Consider the following 18,012-nt stretch of genomic DNA (forward strand, 5'->3'; position numbering starts at 1 on the left):
GATAATTCCATTATTTAGAAAATAACGTCGGATAATCTTTCCTTATCAGACCTAATATAGCGGAGGGCTGGGCATGGCGGTAGGCGTACCAGAAAATGAAGTGTTCGCCGCGGCAGATGCCGTATTGGCGCGCGGTGAACGACCGACGGTGGAACGCGTGCGCCTAGAGCTTGGTCGCGGTAGTCCGGCACGGGTGGGTGGGCTTCTGGATCAATGGTGGGCAAGACTGACTGAGCGGCTGAATGGCGAGACCCGCCTGCCGGCACTGCCGGGTGAGGTGGCGCAGGCGTTTACGGCGGTGTGGCAGCAGGCTATTCACTTGGCCCAAGGAGTGACCGAACAGGCATTGGATGAGCAACGGCTGGTTCTGGATGCCGAGCGTGAACGCATCGCTGAGGTCGAGGACCAGGCACGTCTGGATGCGGCACAGTTTCGCCAGCAGGCGGCGGAGGCGGTGGCCGGGCGTCAGTCGGTTGAATTACGCCTGGCCGATCTGGAGCTGCTGCTGGAGCAGCGTCAGCAACAGATCGAGGACCTGCAGCAACAGCGCGAAAGTCTTCTCCACCAGCACGGTGAAATCCAACAGCACAATCTGGCGTTACGGCAAGACTTACAGGCGACAAGACTCAAGGCCGAACAGGAGCGTGTGGCGTTGGAGGTGTATGTCCGCGGGGTGGAGGATCGCGCACACCGTGAGGTCGATCATGCGCGGGAGGAGGGCAAAGCCGCGATGGCCCAGCTCAAGGCAGCAAAACGGCAAAGTGACCAGATACAACGACGGTTGGAGTCCATTCAGACTGAGCTGAGTCAAACTCAGCAACGAGCGGCGGCGCAGCAGGGTCGAGCTGAAACTCTGGAACAGCAACTTACGCAGATTCGTCAGAGTCCTGCTCCTAAACGGAAAGCTCGTACACGAAAACCCGCGGTACCTAGTAACGCATCCTAAGTACGGTTGAGTCGGCATGAGTATTTCACTGGAGGTGCTACATCGGTGTCGATCTCTTCGAGGCCGGGGACAGTCTGGAATCTCTTCTTACTCGTGCCGATGATGCCCTTTATCAAGCCAAGCGCAGTGAACGCAACTAAGTGCATCAGTAATACGACCAATCCCAGAGGACTGATTAGCTCGCCAAAAAAGGTGAGCGTCGATGAAAAGATGGGAAGGCCGGACAGAGAAGGGGCCTTTGCCCAGAGAAAACACTGCGCTCCGCACCAGGCGGGCACGGATAACGATGGAACTGCCTTAATCTGCGAATCCGTTTTGACACTCACTTGTAATCGATGTGTTTGCTATTTCCTCGACTGCAATCATTACGCTTGGCTTGGTTAAAAACACAGAGCCTTCACTCTCGACTTTCACAGTATCGGTCGGTATTCGGTGCTTGAACTCTATCAGTGGCATTGGTCGGCCAAACAGGTATCCCTGGAAACTCCGGCAGCCGAGCTCCAGCAGAGCGCTGTATTGCTCATGAGTCTCCACCCCTTCGGCAATCACCTCTAGCTGCAGGCTATTGGCCAATGCGCAGATAGCTCTGATGATTGCAAGGCTGTTTGTATCGCCTGGCAGCTCGCGAACAAAGGACTGGTCGATCTTCAATTGATCTAGCGATAATTGCTGCAAGTAGGCTAGAGACGAGTAACCGGTGCCAAAGTCGTCGATTGAGAAACGAATGCCATGGGCTTTGAGTTCGCATATGCGAGCAACGGCACATGGCAAGTCGTCAAGGAGAAGCGTTTCGGTAAGCTCAAGTTTCAGCCTGTGTGGATCTGCGCCACTTTGCTCCAAAATCTGAAGTACTCGCTCGACAAAGTTTGGCTGATAGAGGAGCCGTGCACTTAGATTGACGGATAAACTGAGCGATGCCGTGGCCGATTGGTGGTGCCACAACGCTAGTTGATGGCAAGCCTTTCGCAGCATTTGCAAATCCAGCGTCTCAATCAAGCCGGCGAGCTCCGCCACTTCAACAAAGGCCGCTGGACTGAGCAGACCACGCTGAGGGTGTTGCCAGCGTGCCAATACTTCAGCGCCAACCAGGCAACCGTTGTCATCAAGCTGCGGTTGCAGGTAGGGGATGAACTCTTCAGACATCAGCCCCCGACGGATATCCTGTTCCAGATTTAGACGCTCGCTAATGGCCTCTTGCATGCGTGGATCGAAGAACCGTGCCGTATGCTTGCCCGCCGCTTTAGCCTCATACATCGACAAGTCCGCACGTTGCATGAGCTCATCTATTGAACAAGAACTGTCGTTGAACAGGGTCACGCCGATACTCGCACTGCTGCGCAGTTCCAGTCCGTCAATTTTGTAAGGTTCGGCCAGTGTCGCTAGCAGTAATGTGGTGACATGCTCGACCTGGATGGCGGCCTGTTCGGGTTGCTTGTTGAGATGCTCAAGGAGAACCACGAACTCATCGCCGCCAAGGCGTGCCACGGTGTCACTCACCCGCACTGCGCCGTTGAGTCGTGCAGCTGCCAGACACAAGACTTTGTCACCAATATGATGCCCGTGCAGATCGTTGATGTTCTTAAATCCGTCGAGGTCGAGAAACATCAGCGCTGCGCATTCGCCGCTACGCACGCAACCATCCAGCACGTGCTGCAAGCGATCGAGGAGAAGGCTCCGATTGGGCAGGTCGGTTAGTCCATCAAAAAAGGCAAGGCGCTGGATACGCTCCTCGGCTGCCTTGCGCTCGGAGGTATCGTCAATCGATGCGACGTAATTGATAACCTGGCCGTGGGTGTTTCTTACCGCGCTGATCGACAGCCATTCGGGGAAAATTTCTCCATTTTTACGCCGATTCCAAATTTCGCCTTGCCAGCGATCTCCCGCCTTTAGCTGTTGCCACATGTTTTGATAAAACGCCAGACTCTGGCGTCCAGAACTGAGCAGGCTGGTTCGTTGTCCAACAGCTTCCTCGCTGCTGTATCCGGTGATGGTGCTGAATGCCTGATTCACTCGCAGGATGCGGTTGAACTCGTCGGTGATAATCATGCCTTGCTGTGTTTCAAACGCGGCGGCTGCGATGCGCAATTCATGTTCGTCATCGACCCGCTGGGTTACATCGCGGGCGAGTACCACCACCGCCTGCTTGCCATTGAGTTGAATATCCAGACGCTGGGCATGACCCTCAAGTATCTTTATGCCATCTGCGCTCTGCCGAGTGTATTCGATGAGTTGCGGTCTATCGCTGGCCAAGGTCTGCCGTATGAACTCCATAAAACGCTCGGCTTCGCTTTGAGGCAATACATCGTGCACGCTTTGCCCAATACGTGCCGTCATGGCACCACTGTGCTTCTCTTTCTTGGAAGGGGTCACCTCAAGATAGAGTCCATCTTCATCCAGCACCAATAGAGTGTCAGGGATCGCCTCGGTGATTGCGCGCAGGCGCGACTCTCTAAGTTGCAGGGCGAGCTCTGTTCGTTTGCGTTGCTCGATCTCTTTGAGCATCAAACCCAGTACAACTGTCGCAACCGGCATGACCAGCAGCAAGGGAAAAGCTGTCTTTTCTAGGGTGGATGCTGCTTGTGCTGCGGGCAACAACAGCATATCCAAAACCTGCATTAACAGGCCTAAAAACCAAAGCTGCCAAGGGCCGATAGCGAGCTTGCCGTTTAAGGAGCAATGCCGGTAAAACAGGCCAAACAGTATGGATAGGCCGATCTCCGCCAGACCAAACGCCATACCGCTGCCACCCATCCATATTCGGTAGATACCCGCGATCAGACCGGCAACGCCAGCTACGAGTGGCCCGTTAAATAGTGCGGCCATACTCAGAACTACGCTGCGGCCATCGAAGAATATTCCGGGCTCTGGCGAGATGGGATTCAGCATGCCAATCACGCAAATAGCGCCGAATAGCAGCCCCAAAACCAATTGTATGGCTGTGCTGTGCTTGTCCCAGCGGCGCGTAATGAACGCGTGCAGCCAGCACAAAGCCAAAAGCAATGTTGCTCCATTGATTAGGCTGATAATCAAGACGACCCTCTCCCTTAGGTTTGGTTACCTGTTGAAACGTTCAACCAGGGCTCGCAAACCACGGGAAGTAGTTTCAAGCTCACTCCCACGAGCGACTGCTGCGTTAGCATTTTTAGCTGTTCTATCAACTGTTCCTGCAACGTTGTTGATCTGCCGAGCAATATCTTCGGCAACATGCGCCTGTTCTTCCGACGCGGCGGCCATTTGTTGACTCATGCCACTGATGCGTTCAACCGCCTCGCGAATACCTTGAAGGGCACCTTGCGCTTCTATGACCTGTTGCACGCCGTGATCTGCCTCGCGGATACCGAGTCTGGCAATGCTTACCGCCTCATCGGCACCCTTTTTAAGGGTTTCAATAACACTTTGAATTTGTTGGGTGGACACGCGGGTTTTACTGGCCAAAGCCCGAACTTCATCAGCGACTACAGCAAAACCTCGGCCCTGTTCACCAGCCCTGGCCGCTTCAATTGCCGCATTAAGGGCCAGCAAGTTGGTTTGATCCGCAATAGATTGGATCACACCAGCAGCAGTCATGATTTGCTGCGTTTCATTAGCGAGGTTGTCCACCGCAGTGCTGATGTTCGTTACCGTGCTAGCCAGAAGCTGAATCGCCTCTCTGGTGGTGCTGGCGACTTTGTCGCCTTGTTCGGCAAGTTCATTCGCCGTTTGCGCTTCAGTTGCGGTTTGGTGAACATGCCCGGCCACCTCACTGATGGACGCCGCCATTTCAGTCATGGCCGCTGCAGTCATGTCCGTTTCGGCCCGCTGCTCCAGTAAGGCATGCTCGGTTTGGTTAGAGAGCAAGGAGGAATGTGCAGCGGCTTCAGTCACCTGGTTGGCCAGATCGCTCAGCCGAGTTAAGGCTGTTTTAAGGCGCGCATCTTCGCTGATCAGTACCATTTCCAGTTGCGCTGAAGGGCCGTATGTATCGCTGTAGGTGAGGGCGCTGATCGGGTCGCTGAACGCATCGGGAGCGCTTTTTATAATTCGATTGAGTTGCTTAACCTCGCGCGTATAAGTCCACAATCCAATGGCCACAAAGAGCACAGCAATTATTGTTTGCGCCAGCAGATTCGGCAGCGTGTTAACCACTCCGATAGCGGTCAGTGCCGCAATTACCGGGAAAATCAGTCGGCCCATAAAAGCGGCATAGTGGCGCCTTTTCGGTACGGCCTTTTTGCCGGCACGAAGCCGCGGATACAGTGTTTGAGCACGCTCAATCTGTTCGCGAGTCGGCTTGACCCTTACGGACTCGTAGCCTATCAGATGGCCATTTTCGAGAATGGGAGTGACGTACGCGTTGACCCAATAATAGTCGCCGTTCTTACAACGATTTTTTACGACGCCCATCCAGCTTTTACCAGCCTTCAGGTAGCTCCACATCATCCCGAAAACGGCAGGTGGCATGTCAGGGTGGCGTACCAAATTGTGCGGACTACCGACCAGTTCCTCACGGGAGTAGCCGCTAATTTTCGTGAACTCATCATTACAGTAGGTGATTTTACCGCTGGAATCAGTAGCTGATATCAAGCGCTGCTGGGCAGGAAAAATTTGCTCAACAGTCGTAATCGTTTGGGGTGCACGCAAGGTTAACGCTCTACAAAAAGGCATACGATATGGCCATTGTGCCATCATTTTTGCTATTGTCGTATTTTTTGTGCGGTTATTGAACTGAATTGAACATTGCCGTGTTCAATTGCGTGGTTTCGACGGTATTAATCTGGAATGCACATCTACTGCAGCTTGCATGAGGGTTGGGGTATTTGGCATGGCAGGGAAATCGAGGAGGGGTAATGGGCCTCAATAAACCAGAGCGAGATCTAAGGCTAGACTTCTGGGTGTCGCCTCAGTGGCTCTATAGGCGAGTGTACACATTATCGCGATAAGCCTTGCTAGCTCAGGGACTGTAGTAGGCAAAATTGTTGAGGTTTAGCGGATAGCTGCGATTCTCCCGATCACTTTTGCCCGGCATGGTAGATCACCGCAGCCGGCAGCAACTGACCTATTTCTATCGTTCGGGGTGTGGGCATGCAATTGGGGTGTACGGCTCTGTCTATTAGTTAACCGTCAAAGTGTAGTCAAAGTGGCGTAGGTTTGGGGTGTAGGCATATCCCATCAAATGGGCATGTGATTTTCTGCCCGCTAGTAAACATCATTAATTGCTTGGAGCATGTATGTTCGATTGGATCAGCAATATCCGTGTAGGCACGAAACTCGGTTTTGGCTTCGGCCTAGTATTGGCGCTAACTTCTCTGCTCGCTCTCACTGGCTGGATAGCGATCAATAGCCTTGATGAGAGGGGCCTCAAAATAGAGAGCATTGCTCGCGTCGCCGAGATGACCAAAGACTTGCGAGTTCATCGTTTGCAGATGGAGCTCAACCCCAAGGGCGATGGCGCCCAGTTGATCCTCCAGACGCTTGAGAAATTAACTAAGCATTTGAGCATTGCGCGTGCCCATCTGACCGCGCCCAGCGATTTGGCTTTGATTGACCAGCAAATAGCTGCGGTCAAGGTATACCGCGATGCCCTTGGCGCCTTAAGCCAGGCGGGAGCCGATCAGGCTTCGGTGTTCGCCCGAATGGGCGCGCAAGGTGACATCCTGCTGAATACCACCCAGCAGTTGATAGCGTCGCAATCCGCCAAGCGAGATGCCGATTCGTCTTTTGCCAAAACCCTGCTTGCTAGTATCGCCGCGCTGGCATTGCTGCTCGGCGCCGTTGCGGCCTGGATCATTACCCGGCAAATCGTCGCACCGTTGCAGCATGTCCTTAAGGACGTTGATCGTATTGCCTCTGGCGATTTGAGCCAGGATTTGGAAATCAATCGCCGCGATGAGCTGGGGAGTTTGCAGAGAAGCCTGCAACAAATGACCACCAGCTTGCGCGGACTCATCGGCGGGATTGGCGCTAGCGTTATCCAGATTGCTAGCGCTGCCGAAGAGTTGTCAGCCGTCACCGAGCAGACCAGTGCTGGTGTGAACAGCCAAAAAGTTGAAACCGATCAAGTTGCTACAGCCATGAACGAAATGACCGCCACCGTGCAAGAGGTGGCGCGTAATGCTGAAGAGGCCTCGGACGCTGCGGCTGCAGCAGATCAGCAAGCTCGGGAGGGGGACAAAGTTGTAGGCGAGGCGGTGGCTCAAATCGAACGCCTAGCCATCGAAGTGAGCAACTCCACCGTGGCCATGAGTAATCTCAGAGAGGAAAGCAACAAAATCGGCGGCGTACTCGATGTTATTAAGTCGGTCGCACAACAAACTAACCTGCTAGCTCTCAATGCCGCCATTGAGGCAGCACGAGCGGGTGAAGCTGGAAGGGGGTTTGCGGTAGTTGCCGATGAAGTTCGCAGCCTGGCGCAGCGTACGCAGCAATCTACGGAGGAAATTGAAAAGCTGATCTCCAGCTTGCAAGGCGGCACTCAAGAAGTATCCGACGTTATGGAGGTCAGTCGTATATTGACTGATAGCAGTGTCGAATTAACTCGTCGCGCCGGAACATCTCTGGAAAATATTACCCGCACGGTGTCTACGATCCAGTTGATGAATCAGCAGATTGCCTCGGCCGCTGAGCAGCAGAGCGCAGTGGCTGAAGAGATCAACCGCAGCGTGCTGAACGTGCGCGATATCTCAGAACAAACCGCTGGCGCTAGTGATGAGACAGCCGCCTCAAGTATCGAGTTGGCGCGCTTAGGTCATGAACTTGATGGTTTGGTTAACCGCTTTCGACTATAGGGTTTGGCGTCGCGACCGTCCGCTGTGGATCGGTCGCTGCCCATGGCGAGCGTCGGCAATTGGCTGTCTCTGGCCAAGTTGATTTCGGAAGTGAGGTTGACCGAGTTAGCAGGCAAAGGCCATGCACTGCAGATGGAGAGTGGTGGCTAGCTTCAACTGGAGATCAGCGTGATAGAAATCCTAAAGACGAACGCTGGCAAAGGTTGATTCATCGCGTGCCTCGTTGAGCGTTGTTAACGCTCTGGACAACGGTGACAGCGCCAGGGATTGTGGCAACGGAATCATTGCCACGTGTTTCGCGGTGTTGGAGCTAAGGCGCTCGTCACGTGGCGGAATGCCGTAGTATTCGCGGTAGCACTTGGAAAAGTGTGGCGTGGATATGAAGCCACAGATAGATGCTACTTCGATGATCGACATCGGCGTTTGTTTGAGCATTTGCCGTGCGCGAACCAGGCGCAGTTTCAAGTAGTAGCGCGATGGCGAGCAGTGCAGATGTTTCTGGAATAGCCGCTCCAGCTGGCGACGCGAAACCGAGACATACACCGCCAATTCATCCAGGTCGATCGGTTCCTCGAGGTTGGCTTCCATCAACGTGACAATTTCCTGCAGCTTCGGCTGGTTGGTACCGAGCATGTGCTTGAGTGGCACTCGCTGATGATCTTGTTCGTTGCGGATTCGCTCGTAGACGAACATTTCCGAGATCGCCGCTGACAGTTCACGGCCATGATCGCGACTGATCAGGTGCAGCATCATATCCATCGGCGCGGTGCCGCCGGAGCTAGTGAAACGGTTGCGGTCGAGGGTGAACAGCCGGGTGCTCAAGTTCACTCGCGGGAAGGCTTCCTGCATCGCGGTCAGACATTCCCAGTGCACGCTGCAATCGAAACCGTCGAGCAAGCCGGCGATAGCCAATGCCCAACTGCCAGTGCACACCGCACCGAGGCGCTTGGATTGGCGGGCCTGGATCTGTAGCCAAGACACGTGTTCGCGGGTGACGGTGTGCTGAATGCCAATACCACCACAGACAATCACGGTGTCCAGGGGCGGAGCTTTGTGCATGGCCGCATCCGGGGTGATCTGCAGACCATCGCTAGCCCAGACATGACCGCCGTCAACACTTAAGATACTCCAGCGATATAGCTCACGGCCGGACAGCTGATTGGCCATGCGTAGCGGTTCGACCGCCGAGGCCAGGGAAATCAGTGTGAATTTATCTAACAGCAGAAAACCGATGGATTGTGCCGTGTGATGCTGGGATTGGCCCTCGGAGCCGTACGACATCATTGCTGTATCTCCTCACACAAAGCAGGTGTCGGCCTCAGGCGCAGGCTCTTTTTTATTTCTTGTCTGGCATATGGAGCGAGAGTGTTAATGATTTGTCAAAATTCCAAGTTTAATGGACTTCCTATGAGTTCAAAAAACTGAGCCAAGGACGTTTATTATAGGTAGTCACGGGGGTGGATACTCACAAACGCCAGGACGTGACTTAGCTCTTTTGTTCATAAACAGCGATTAATTCAGACTGATAGCGTTCCTGGATAGCCAAGCGTGCGCCAGGGCCGTGGTGCAGTAAGCTGATCTTCAACATCAGACCATGCGCAAGGAAGGACGATGGGTCAGTGTTTTATTTGGATGGGAATGATACTGATTGCTGCTTTGAGGGCAAGTGGTGGGTTCTGATTGATCATGAAAAGTAGGGAAGGGAGCAGGTCTGCGTTCGACATAGTGGTACTTTCTAGCGAAGCCCGGATTGAGATTTTCACTCGCGTATCAACAATGGATATCTTCGCTTTCAAGATGAAACTCCTGGGCTAAAAGGTAAATGACAGTAGATCAGCCTCCATAGATCGGATCTGTGTCAAACATCCAAATGCAGTGCTAGGCAGTTCACTAAGTCTAGTGGGGTTTGGCTGTCGATCACCTTGTAGATCAGGTCACGCTTAGAGCGAGGTAATTTCTTGACCACGCTCTTTGCCGAAGCCCTAATGGCTTCGTCTGTTCCATGAATTCGTGCTGCGAGGAGCAGTACTAGCGTGGCATCAGTCAGATTCATAACAAAACCCTAGCAGACATACCCGCAGTGTACCGGTTCTTTGCTTTAAGCAGCTCTAATTGATACGGTCTTGGCCGCATTCGCCAACATAAAGGGATGGAGGCGAAAATAGAAGCCCTGGAGCCGCGAACCTCCGGGGCTTTGTTTTTCTACCAGGTAACGACGCAGATGATCAGTAAGGCGGCTACCCCTGAAGTTATCTTGTGCAGAAATCGTCGACAAATCTCTCTTTGCCAGCTGGGTTGATCAGGCCGTCAACTGTCCATCTGCCGTCGTTGTACTGTTGTACTTGAGCTGATAACACCAGCAATTTCTAAACGGTTCCCGCACGTCAGTGGCACGATACTCACGCATCAAGTCGGGTGAAGCAGACTGTTCCCGATGCTTGATAAGCCATGCGGTAGCCCTGATGAATTGCCCATGACTGAAGACCAGTATTTCTTGGGCATCATGATCAGCAAGCTTGGCCAGCATCGCATCTGCGCGCTCAAGCAGATGACTGAACGACTCAGCACCTGGGCCATCCGTAATCGCCGCCTCACCATTTTTCCAGTAACTTTCTGCATAGGGTTTTCGGTCGGCTTGCGTAGTGCCCGCGAAGCGATTTGGGCTCAAGTACGTAAACTCTTCGACCGCCCAATGTTGGTACGAAACGTGAGGAAAGCGCTCTGCTGTTGGCAGTGCCGTTGCAATGGCGCGTTCGAATGAAGAGGAGATGATTAAGTCGGGGGCAGACGCAATGGAGTCAGCCACAGCCCGAGCTTGACGATGACCTTCCTCAGTCAGTGGTATGGAGTCTGGAGCTGTAGTGGCGAGTCCCACATTTGCGGCGCTTTCAGCGTGCCGAATCAACCTGACGTGTTTCATCGTGGGAGAATCGACTTCATAGAGAGCCCGTCGCCGACATTCAACGTCAACTGATCAAGGAGCTCATCAACGATTCGAATGGCGCTGTCCCCATCCCAATGTTTAATAGTTACTTTCACAGATTCCCCCTCTGACATTGGTTCTTCACAGGTCTGGATAGTCGTCGAGCTTCAAGCTGGGTTTGCCCCCTGTCGTCTGGTCGTGCATCGGTTTGTGCATCACGCCTGCAGCAGCATCTGCGCGCATTTGATCAAGCTCTTTTTCAAAAGCCTTGTCCTGTACCGTCGGCTTGCTTGTGTAGGGTTTACGCTCCGGCTCGTGCTGTGCGGCATAGGTCGTTACCGCTTCTGGGTCGACTCGAAGCTTTTCTTGTACTTGGGACTCGAGCATCGCTCGAAGCGCGTCCTTGTCCGGTCTGTTTAGCATTGTTGATTCCTTTAGAAGACGAGGCACCTGGCATCAACTGAGCGAGGCCGGGTAATGGAAATAAAATCGGCGTGTTTGAAATATGGGCTGAAGTGCGGTCACTGAGATGCAGGACTCGCGGAGCGCATAATCAATTTCTTCCAACATGGAGAAAGTGTCAAATCGAGCGCATGCCATAACTGAATATTCAGACTGCAGGTTTGCCGCGGCGGACGCGGTGTTGGCGCGCGGCGAGCGCCCAACGGTGGAGCGCGTGCGCCTGGAGCTTGGTCACGGCAGTCCGGCGCGAGTGGGTGGGCTGCTGGATAAATGGTGGGCAAGGCTAACTGAGCGGCTGAACGGCGAGACCCGCCTGCCTGCATTGCCAGGTGAGGTGGCGCAGGCGTTTGTCGCGGTGTGGCAGCAGGCGATTCACCTGGCGCAGGGCGTCGCTGAACAAGGGTTGGTGGAACAACGCAAAATATTGATCGCAGAACGCGAGCGGGTCGCCGAAATCGAGGATCAGGCGCGTCAGGACGCGGCGCAGTACCGTCAGCAGGCGGCAGAGGCCCTAGCCGGGCGCCAGGCAGCGGAGTTGCGTCTGGCAGACCTGGAGCTGCTGCTGTCCCAGCGCCAGACCCAGATCGAGGACCTGCAGCAGCAGCGTGAGAGCCTGGTGCACGAGCGCCGCGAAGCCCATCTGCAGAACCAGGCACTGCAGCAGGAGCTACACGCGTTGCGGCTTAAGGCCGAGCAGGAGCGCGTCGCGCAGGAGAGCTACGTGCGCGGGGTCGAGGATCGCGCGCACCGTGAGGTCGACCGCGCGCGGGAGGAGGGCAAGGCGATGACGATCCAACTCAAGGCGGCCGGCCGGCAAGTGGAGCAGTTGCAACGCAGAATCGAGTCGGTCCAGACCGAGTCCAATCAAATCCAGCAACGCGTCGCGGCGCAGCAGGCCCGTGCCGATACCCTGGAGCAGCAACTGATCCAGATGCGCGAAGCACCACCCGCCAAGCGCAAGGCGCGTGTACGCAAAACGCCCGCAGCGCAGGGCTCAAGCTGAGCGTTGCCGTACCGTTTGCACCCTTGTCGAAAGACGCCATGGGATTTGAGCACACTTGCACCTGACGTCCACCGAGCACATGGCGGCCTGTATCTGGGCCCACCATGCGCCCGAACTGATCGCGGGTCTCAGGCCTTGCCTTTCCACGGCACCAGGCGCCGTTCCAGCCAGCGCATGCCCAGGTCGAACAGCAGGGCCATGGCGCCGATCACCAGGATGCCCATGATCACCACATCGGTGGCCATGAACTTGGAGGCGGTCAGCACCATGAAGCCCAGGCCCGCGGTGGCCGCGACCATTTCGGCCGCCACCAGTGTGGTCCAGCCGAAACCGATGGCGATGCGCATGCCGGTCAGTACCTCCGGCAACGCCGCCGGCATGATCACGTGACGCAGCACCTGGCCGCGACTGGCGCCCATGGAGTAGGCGGCATGGATCTGCTCGATGGCCACCGACTTGACCCCGGCGCGGGCGCTGAGGGCCAACGGGGCGAACATCGCCAGGTAGATCAGCAGCACCTTGGAACCTTCGCCGATGCCCATCCAGATCACCACCAATGGCAGATACGCCAGGGGTGGCAAAGGCCGGTAGAACTCCACCAACGGGTCGAATATCCCTCGGGCCACACGGTTCACGCCCATCATGATCCCCACCGGGATCGCCGTGAGTACCGCCAGGACGAACGCGCCGAAGACACGCAGCGCACTCCATGCGACGTGATTGAGCAAGGTCGCGTCGGCGAAACCCTCTTGGGCCACGTCCAGCAATTGCGCCCATACGGCCTGGGGCGAAGGCAGGAACAGCGGCTTGACCCAACCGGAATTGGTCGCGATGTACCAGAGGGCAAACGCCAGCGTCACAGTGACCAGGCTCAAGACCAGGCTCGAACCATTGCCCGGTGCACCATACTGTTCGCCCGGTCGCGCCGGGGCGGCACGCCGCAGTTCGTTGAGAGCACGCAGCACGGCGTTGCGTTGTTTCTCGTCCAACAGGCTCATGCGGCCTCCTCATCACCGTGGATAATGCTCAGCACCTGCTCGCGCAGGGCAATGAAATCGGCACTGGACTTCACCGTCCGCGCGTCCTGGCCGGCGAGAAAGCGCCGGCCGAAATCGATCGGGAACTGGTGAGTGATGCGACCCGGGCGCGGCGACATGATGATCAGCCGCGTGGCCATGAACAGGGCTTCCTCGACGTCATGGGTGATGAAGAACATCATCTTCTGGGTCCGTTGCCAGATCTGCAGGATCAACTCCTGCAAGCGTTCGCGGGTCAGTGCATCCAGTGCGCCGAGCGGTTCATCCAGCAACAGCATCTGCGGATCATTGGTCAGTGCCCGAGCGATCCCTACCCGTTGTTGCATGCCGCCGGACAGCTGATACACCGCGTGGCCGGCGAAATCTTCCAGTCCCGTGAGCTGCAGGAAGTGCCCTGCGCGCTCTTCACGTTCAGCCCTGGCCACGCCGCGCAGCTTCAGGCCAAAGGCGACGTTGTCGAGCACATTCAACCAGGGCAGCAACGCATGTTTCTGGAACACCACGCCGCGTTCGGGCCCAGGCCCCGTGACCTGGTCGCGCAGTTGTGCCACCGCTGAGGTCTGTTGTGGCACCTGGCCGTGGAAATCGCCCAGGGTAATCAGCCCGCTACTGGGCTGGATGAAACCGGCCATCAGGTTGAGCAGGGTGGTCTTGCCGCAACCCGATGCTCCCAGGGCGACAACGAAATCGCCGCTGGCGATGTCCAGGTTGACCCCGGCCAGGGCTGTCACGCGCTGGCCCTTTTGCTGACCGGGGTAGTGCACCGACACGTCATGGATTTTCAGGCTCAGGCCCATGGCTTTTTCCTCGTGGTTGGGTGACTGGCGCCGCCCGTTGCTGGGGTTACTGGGCAGCCTGGACGAAGCCCGGGTTGATGGCGACGCTGTAATCGGGCAGCAACGCCGGGATTTTCTTCTGCTCTTTCAAGAAGGCAGCGGTGGCCGCCAACGCCTTGGCCGCGCCACCCTCTTTGCCGGCGCCGAGCCAGTTGGCGCTGGCCTGTTCGTTGGCCAGCGGGAACTGGTAGAGGGCCAGCACCGGGGGCACTTCGTCCGGCTTGGCACCGGACTGACGCGCCACGTTGATCACTTGCGGCGAATCGGCGGTCCAGCTGCCGGGGGCCTTCACGTAGTCGGCGGTGCTGGCCTGCAACACTTTGGTCAAGGCGAGCATGCCGGCGCTGTGTTCGGCGGCGAACTTGCGGTCGACCACGATGCCGTCGAAGGTGGCCTTGCCCCATTGGGTCAATTGCCCGGACGTCAGCAACACCTGGCCGCTTTGCTTGAGGCGACCCAATGCCGGATCCCAGATGAACGCCGCATCGATGTCGCCGCGCTCCCAGGCGGCCGGGATGTCCGAAGGCTGCAGGTTGATGACCTTGACCTTGCCGCTGAGGCCGAATTGTTCCAAGGCGAACAGGGCATGAAAGTGCGTGGTGGAAACGAATGGCACGGCCAGGGTTTTACCCGCCAGGTCCTGGGGCGCGACGATGCCGCTGCCATTGCGCACCACCAGGGCTTCGGCGTCATTGATGTTGTCGAGGATCCAGAACAACTGGGCATCCACGCCACGGCTCACGGCGGCGGCAATCGGACTGCTGCCGGCCACGCCAATCTGCACATCGCCGGAGGCCATGGCCAGCATCACGTCGCCACCGCTGTCGAAATTACGCCATTGGATATCCCAGCCAGTGGCCTTCTCGAACTGCTGCTGGGCAATGGCGTTTTTCCACGGCGCGAACATGCTTTGCACACCGATCGTCACCGTCTGCGCCTGGGCCGTGGTGGCAAGGCTCAGGGTCAGCGCGGCGGCGGGCAACAGCAGGGAGCGTCGGATCCATCGGTACAAGGGCTTGAGCATGGTGTGGCTCCTAAGGGGAAAGGCATTGTTTTTGGCACGCCTCGATCTTAGGGCCGGCCCGTTGCTTGCTTTAGATCCAGTTGCGCCGGGCTTTGGTGCCAGCCATCCCGCCAGGCCCTGATGGGCAAGGCGTGCAGTGCATCGGGTGCGCCATCGGGGTGCGTCATGAAGGGAGTGGGAACCATGTTGGAGCGTTATTTTCGTCCGTTCGAATCCGGGCGCGGGTTGCAGGAACAACTGCGCGAGAGCTTGCTCAATGCCATTCTCGATGGCGCGTTGGCGCCCAGTGACGCCATGCCGTCATCGCGCAAGCTGTGCCAGTTGCTCAAGGTGTCGCGCAACACGGTGGTACTGGTCTACGAACAACTGGTGCAGGACGGCTACCTCACACCCTCGGACCGGCGCGGCTATTTCATCAATGAAAAATTCCTGCGCCAGCAGCTAAACGTCAGCCTGCGCCCCAAATCCCCGGCACTTTTCGAACGGCCCGATCATGCGCCGGACTGGGAGCATCGGTTGCAAACCCGATCGGCGCAGATGCGTGCCATCGTCAAGCCGCGCAACTGGCGCGAGTACCGTTATCCGTTCATCTACGGGCAGATCGAGGACGATGAGCAGACCACTGCGCGCTGGCGCGATTGCGCACGGATCGCCGCCAGCGGCGCGCACATGCGCAGTTGGGTCGACGACCAGGTGATGCTCGACGATCCCTTGCTGGTGGAGCAGATCATCCAGCGGGTATTGCCCAAGCGTGGCATTCAGGCGCGACCGGAACAGCTGCTGGTGACCATAGGCACACAGAATTCGCTGTACATGATCGCGCGCCTGCTGGGTCGCCCAGGTCTTGCGATGGGGCTGGAAGAGCCCGGTTATGTCGATGCGCGGAACATTTTCAGCCTCAGCGGGTGCACGCTGCGCCCCTTGCGCATCGATCGCCAGGGGCTGGTGGTGGATGAGCAACTGCGCGGTTGCGAAATGCTCTTTTGCACGCCCAGCCACCAGTCGCCGACCGGGGTGACCATGCCGCTGTACCGACGCTTGGAACTGTTGGCCAGTGCCCGCGAGCATGACTTCCTGATCATTGAAGACGACTACGAAAGCGAGCAGAACTTCCTGGGCAGCAACCATCCGGCGCTCAAGAGCTATGACGACAGTGGCCGGGTGATTTACCTGGGCAGCCTGACCAAGAGCCTGTTGCCGGGGGTGCGTCTGGGCTTCATTGCCGCCGATGCCGAGCTGATCCACGAGTTGCGCGCCCTGCGACGCTACATGTACCGCCATCCACCGTCGAACAACCAGCGCATTCTGGCGCTGTTCCTGGCCATGGGGCATTACGACGCCCACGCCCGCCGCCTGCGTGACCGGCTGGCGCGCAAATGGCGGGTGATCAGCCGCGCACTGGCCGAACATTTACCCGAGTGTCACGCCAGTGGCATGGCCGGTGGTTCATCGATCTGGGTCAGCGGGCCACCCGCGGTGGACGCCTGGGCGTTGCAGCGCAGGGTTGCCCGCCACGGCGTGTTGATCGAGCCTGGGGATATTCATTTTCTTGGGGAGGGGCGCACGGGCTGTTACTTCCGCCTGGGTTTCGGCGCGATCGCCGAGGCGTTGATCGAGCCCGGTATCGCAGCGCTGGGCAAGGCCTGGCGCGAGTTGCGCCAGGCCGAACCGGCCTAGAGGTTTTCCTGGGCGAGGGTGCCCTTGAGCACGTCGAACATCGCGTCCACGTCGCTGCGACTGGCCACCAGCGCCGGGGCGAAGATGATTGCGTCGCCCGTGGTTTTCACGTGCAGGCCGGCGTCGTACAGCGCCCGTTGTACCTGCGCGCCCTTGACGCCGGGCGCGGCTCCCGGGGTCAGCTGGATGCCGCTGAGCAGGCCGTAGCCGCGCAAGTCACTGACCTGGGGCAGCCCACGCAGTCCGCTCAGTGATTCCATGAAATAGGGCGCCAATTGTCGACCGCGACCGAACAGGTCTTCATCACGGTAGATGTCCAGTGATGCCAGGGCGGCGGCGCACGCGGCCGGGTGGCCGGAGTAGGTGTAGCCGTGGAACAGCTCCGGCCCCTGGCCCTGGCTGGCACCGACCACGGTGTCGTAGATCGACTCGTCGACGGCCACTGCGCCCATGGGGATGGCGCCGTTGGTCAAGGCCTTGGCCATGGTGATGATGTCCGGCTTGACCGAAAAACTCTGCGCGGCAAAGGCCTCGCCGGTACGACCGAAGCCGGTGATTACTTCGTCGAACACCAGCAGGATGCCGTGGCGGTCGCAGATGTCGCGCAGGCGCTTGAGGTAGCCCGCCGGCGGCACATAGACACCGATGGAACCGGCGATGGGCTCGACAAAGCATGCCGCGATGCTGTCCGCACCGTGGGTGGCGATGATGCGCTCGAGGTCGCTGGCCAGGTCCGCGCCCTGGGTCGGTTCGCCCAATTGATAGCGTTGTTCTTCCTGCCAGGTGTGGCGCATGTGACTGACGTGGGGCAGGCCGCCGGTGGCGAACGCCTGGCGGTTGCGCATCATGCCCGACAGGGCCACACCACCGAAATTGACCCCGTGGTAGGCCCATTCACGCGACACGAAACGGGTGCGCTGGGCTTGGCCACGGGCGCGGTGGTAGGCCAGGGCGATCTTCATGGCGCTGTCGACCGACTCGGAACCCGAGTTGGTGAAGAACAGCTTGTTCAAGCCTGCCGGCAGCAGTTCGCTAAGGCGCCCGGCCAGCTCGAAGGACAAGGGGGAGGCGCGCTGGAAATGCGGGGTGAAATCCAGGGTCAGCAGTTGCTTGCACACCGCCTCGGCGATTTCGGTGCGGCCATGCCCGGCCGCGCAGCAGAACAGCCCCGAGCTGCCGTCGAGCAGTTCGCGACCTTCGGCTGTCCAGTAGCGCACACCCTCGGCGCGGACGAACAGTTGCGGGGCACGCTGGAACTCCCGGTTGTCGGTGAAGGGCATCCATTGATGGTTGAGGTTCGTTGCCATGGGGTTACTCCTGAGGGCGGGCACGGATCGGCC

General features: G+C 57.7%; 14 protein-coding genes and 2 pseudogenes. 5 read left to right on the forward strand and 11 right to left on the reverse strand.

Translation table 11 applies throughout. The features are described 5' to 3' along the window. Window positions 1-73 precede the first annotated feature (73 nt). Window positions 74-946: a DNA-binding protein gene (locus ACRESJ_RS17865; protein ID WP_431759067.1), complete on the forward strand. Its 873-nt coding sequence runs from the start codon at window positions 74-76 to the stop codon at window positions 944-946. A 38-nt stretch (window positions 947-984) separates the two neighbouring features. Then, window positions 985-1,086: pseudogene (locus tag ACRESJ_RS17870) on the forward strand (hypothetical protein); the annotation flags it as partial. Between the two features lie 157 nt (window positions 1,087-1,243). On the opposite strand, the gene ACRESJ_RS17875 reads toward ACRESJ_RS17870, so the two are convergent. From ACRESJ_RS17875 to ACRESJ_RS17885, 3 genes and pseudogenes are all read right to left on the reverse strand, one after another. After that, on the reverse strand, window positions 1,244-3,976 hold the full coding sequence (locus ACRESJ_RS17875) for an EAL domain-containing protein (protein ID WP_431759068.1): 2,733 nt from the start codon (window positions 3,974-3,976) through the stop codon (window positions 1,244-1,246). 24 nt (window positions 3,977-4,000) lie between these two features. After that, complete coding sequence (locus tag ACRESJ_RS17880; protein WP_431759113.1) at window positions 4,001-5,077, reverse strand: methyl-accepting chemotaxis protein; 1,077 nt, start codon at window positions 5,075-5,077, stop codon at window positions 4,001-4,003. 207 nt (window positions 5,078-5,284) lie between these two features. Continuing rightward, a pseudogene (locus ACRESJ_RS17885) lies at window positions 5,285-5,614 on the reverse strand (PAS domain-containing protein); the annotation flags it as partial. A gap of 539 nt (window positions 5,615-6,153) precedes the next feature. Here ACRESJ_RS17885 and ACRESJ_RS17890 point away from each other — a divergent pair. Beyond that, a complete protein-coding gene (locus ACRESJ_RS17890; RefSeq protein WP_431759069.1) occupies window positions 6,154-7,710 on the forward strand; it encodes a methyl-accepting chemotaxis protein in 1,557 nt (518 codons plus the stop codon). Between the two features lie 180 nt (window positions 7,711-7,890). Here the strand turns inward: ACRESJ_RS17890 and ACRESJ_RS17895 are convergent, their stop codons facing one another. The 4 genes from ACRESJ_RS17895 to ACRESJ_RS17910 form a co-directional block, all read right to left on the reverse strand. Further along, window positions 7,891-8,994, reverse strand: coding sequence for a GlxA family transcriptional regulator (locus ACRESJ_RS17895; protein WP_431759070.1), 1,104 nt, complete (start codon window positions 8,992-8,994; stop codon window positions 7,891-7,893). Window positions 8,995-9,568: 574 nt separating this feature from the next. Further along, complete coding sequence (locus tag ACRESJ_RS17900) at window positions 9,569-9,763, reverse strand: hypothetical protein (RefSeq protein WP_431759071.1); 195 nt, start codon at window positions 9,761-9,763, stop codon at window positions 9,569-9,571. Window positions 9,764-10,009: 246 nt separating this feature from the next. Next, window positions 10,010-10,630, reverse strand: a complete 621-nt coding sequence (locus tag ACRESJ_RS17905; protein ID WP_431759072.1) for a histidine phosphatase family protein — start codon at window positions 10,628-10,630, stop codon at window positions 10,010-10,012. Between the two features lie 144 nt (window positions 10,631-10,774). Beyond that, window positions 10,775-11,056 carry a hypothetical protein gene (locus tag ACRESJ_RS17910; protein WP_431759073.1) on the reverse strand — a complete coding sequence of 94 codons (282 nt, stop codon included), beginning with the start codon at window positions 11,054-11,056 and terminating at the stop codon, window positions 10,775-10,777. Window positions 11,057-11,201: 145 nt separating this feature from the next. On the opposite strand from ACRESJ_RS17910, the gene ACRESJ_RS17915 reads away from it, so the two are divergent. Further along, the gene (locus ACRESJ_RS17915; RefSeq protein WP_431759074.1) at window positions 11,202-12,098 is read left to right on the forward strand and encodes a DNA-binding protein; all 897 of its coding nucleotides are present in this window, start codon (window positions 11,202-11,204) and stop codon (window positions 12,096-12,098) included. A 128-nt stretch (window positions 12,099-12,226) separates the two neighbouring features. On the opposite strand, the gene ACRESJ_RS17920 is transcribed toward ACRESJ_RS17915, so the two are convergent. Genes ACRESJ_RS17920 through tauA form a run of 3 tightly spaced genes read right to left on the reverse strand, consistent with a single transcriptional unit; the run spans window position 12,227 to window position 14,995 of the window. Further along, window positions 12,227-13,096, reverse strand: coding sequence for an ABC transporter permease subunit (locus tag ACRESJ_RS17920; RefSeq protein ID WP_431759075.1), 870 nt, complete (start codon window positions 13,094-13,096; stop codon window positions 12,227-12,229). Continuing rightward, entirely contained in the window at window positions 13,093-13,932 is an 840-nt protein-coding gene (locus ACRESJ_RS17925; RefSeq protein ID WP_431759076.1) for a taurine ABC transporter ATP-binding protein, read from the reverse strand. Before ACRESJ_RS17925 ends, ACRESJ_RS17920 begins: the two co-directional genes overlap by 4 nt. A gap of 46 nt (window positions 13,933-13,978) precedes the next feature. Next, complete coding sequence (tauA, locus tag ACRESJ_RS17930; protein ID WP_431759077.1) at window positions 13,979-14,995, reverse strand: taurine ABC transporter substrate-binding protein; 1,017 nt, start codon at window positions 14,993-14,995, stop codon at window positions 13,979-13,981. A 183-nt stretch (window positions 14,996-15,178) separates the two neighbouring features. On the opposite strand from tauA, the gene ACRESJ_RS17935 reads away from it, so the two are divergent. Next, on the forward strand, window positions 15,179-16,672 hold the full coding sequence (locus ACRESJ_RS17935; protein ID WP_431759078.1) for a PLP-dependent aminotransferase family protein: 1,494 nt from the start codon (window positions 15,179-15,181) through the stop codon (window positions 16,670-16,672). Here ACRESJ_RS17935 and ACRESJ_RS17940 read toward each other — a convergent pair. Then, entirely contained in the window at window positions 16,669-17,979 is a 1,311-nt protein-coding gene (locus ACRESJ_RS17940) for an aminotransferase class III-fold pyridoxal phosphate-dependent enzyme (RefSeq protein WP_431759079.1), read from the reverse strand. The genes ACRESJ_RS17935 and ACRESJ_RS17940 overlap by 4 nt on opposite strands. Window positions 17,980-18,012: the final 33 nt, after the last annotated feature.

It is taken from the genome of Pseudomonas sp. (assembly GCF_050739655.1).
Classification (GTDB): Bacteria; Pseudomonadota; Gammaproteobacteria; order Pseudomonadales; family Pseudomonadaceae; genus Aquipseudomonas.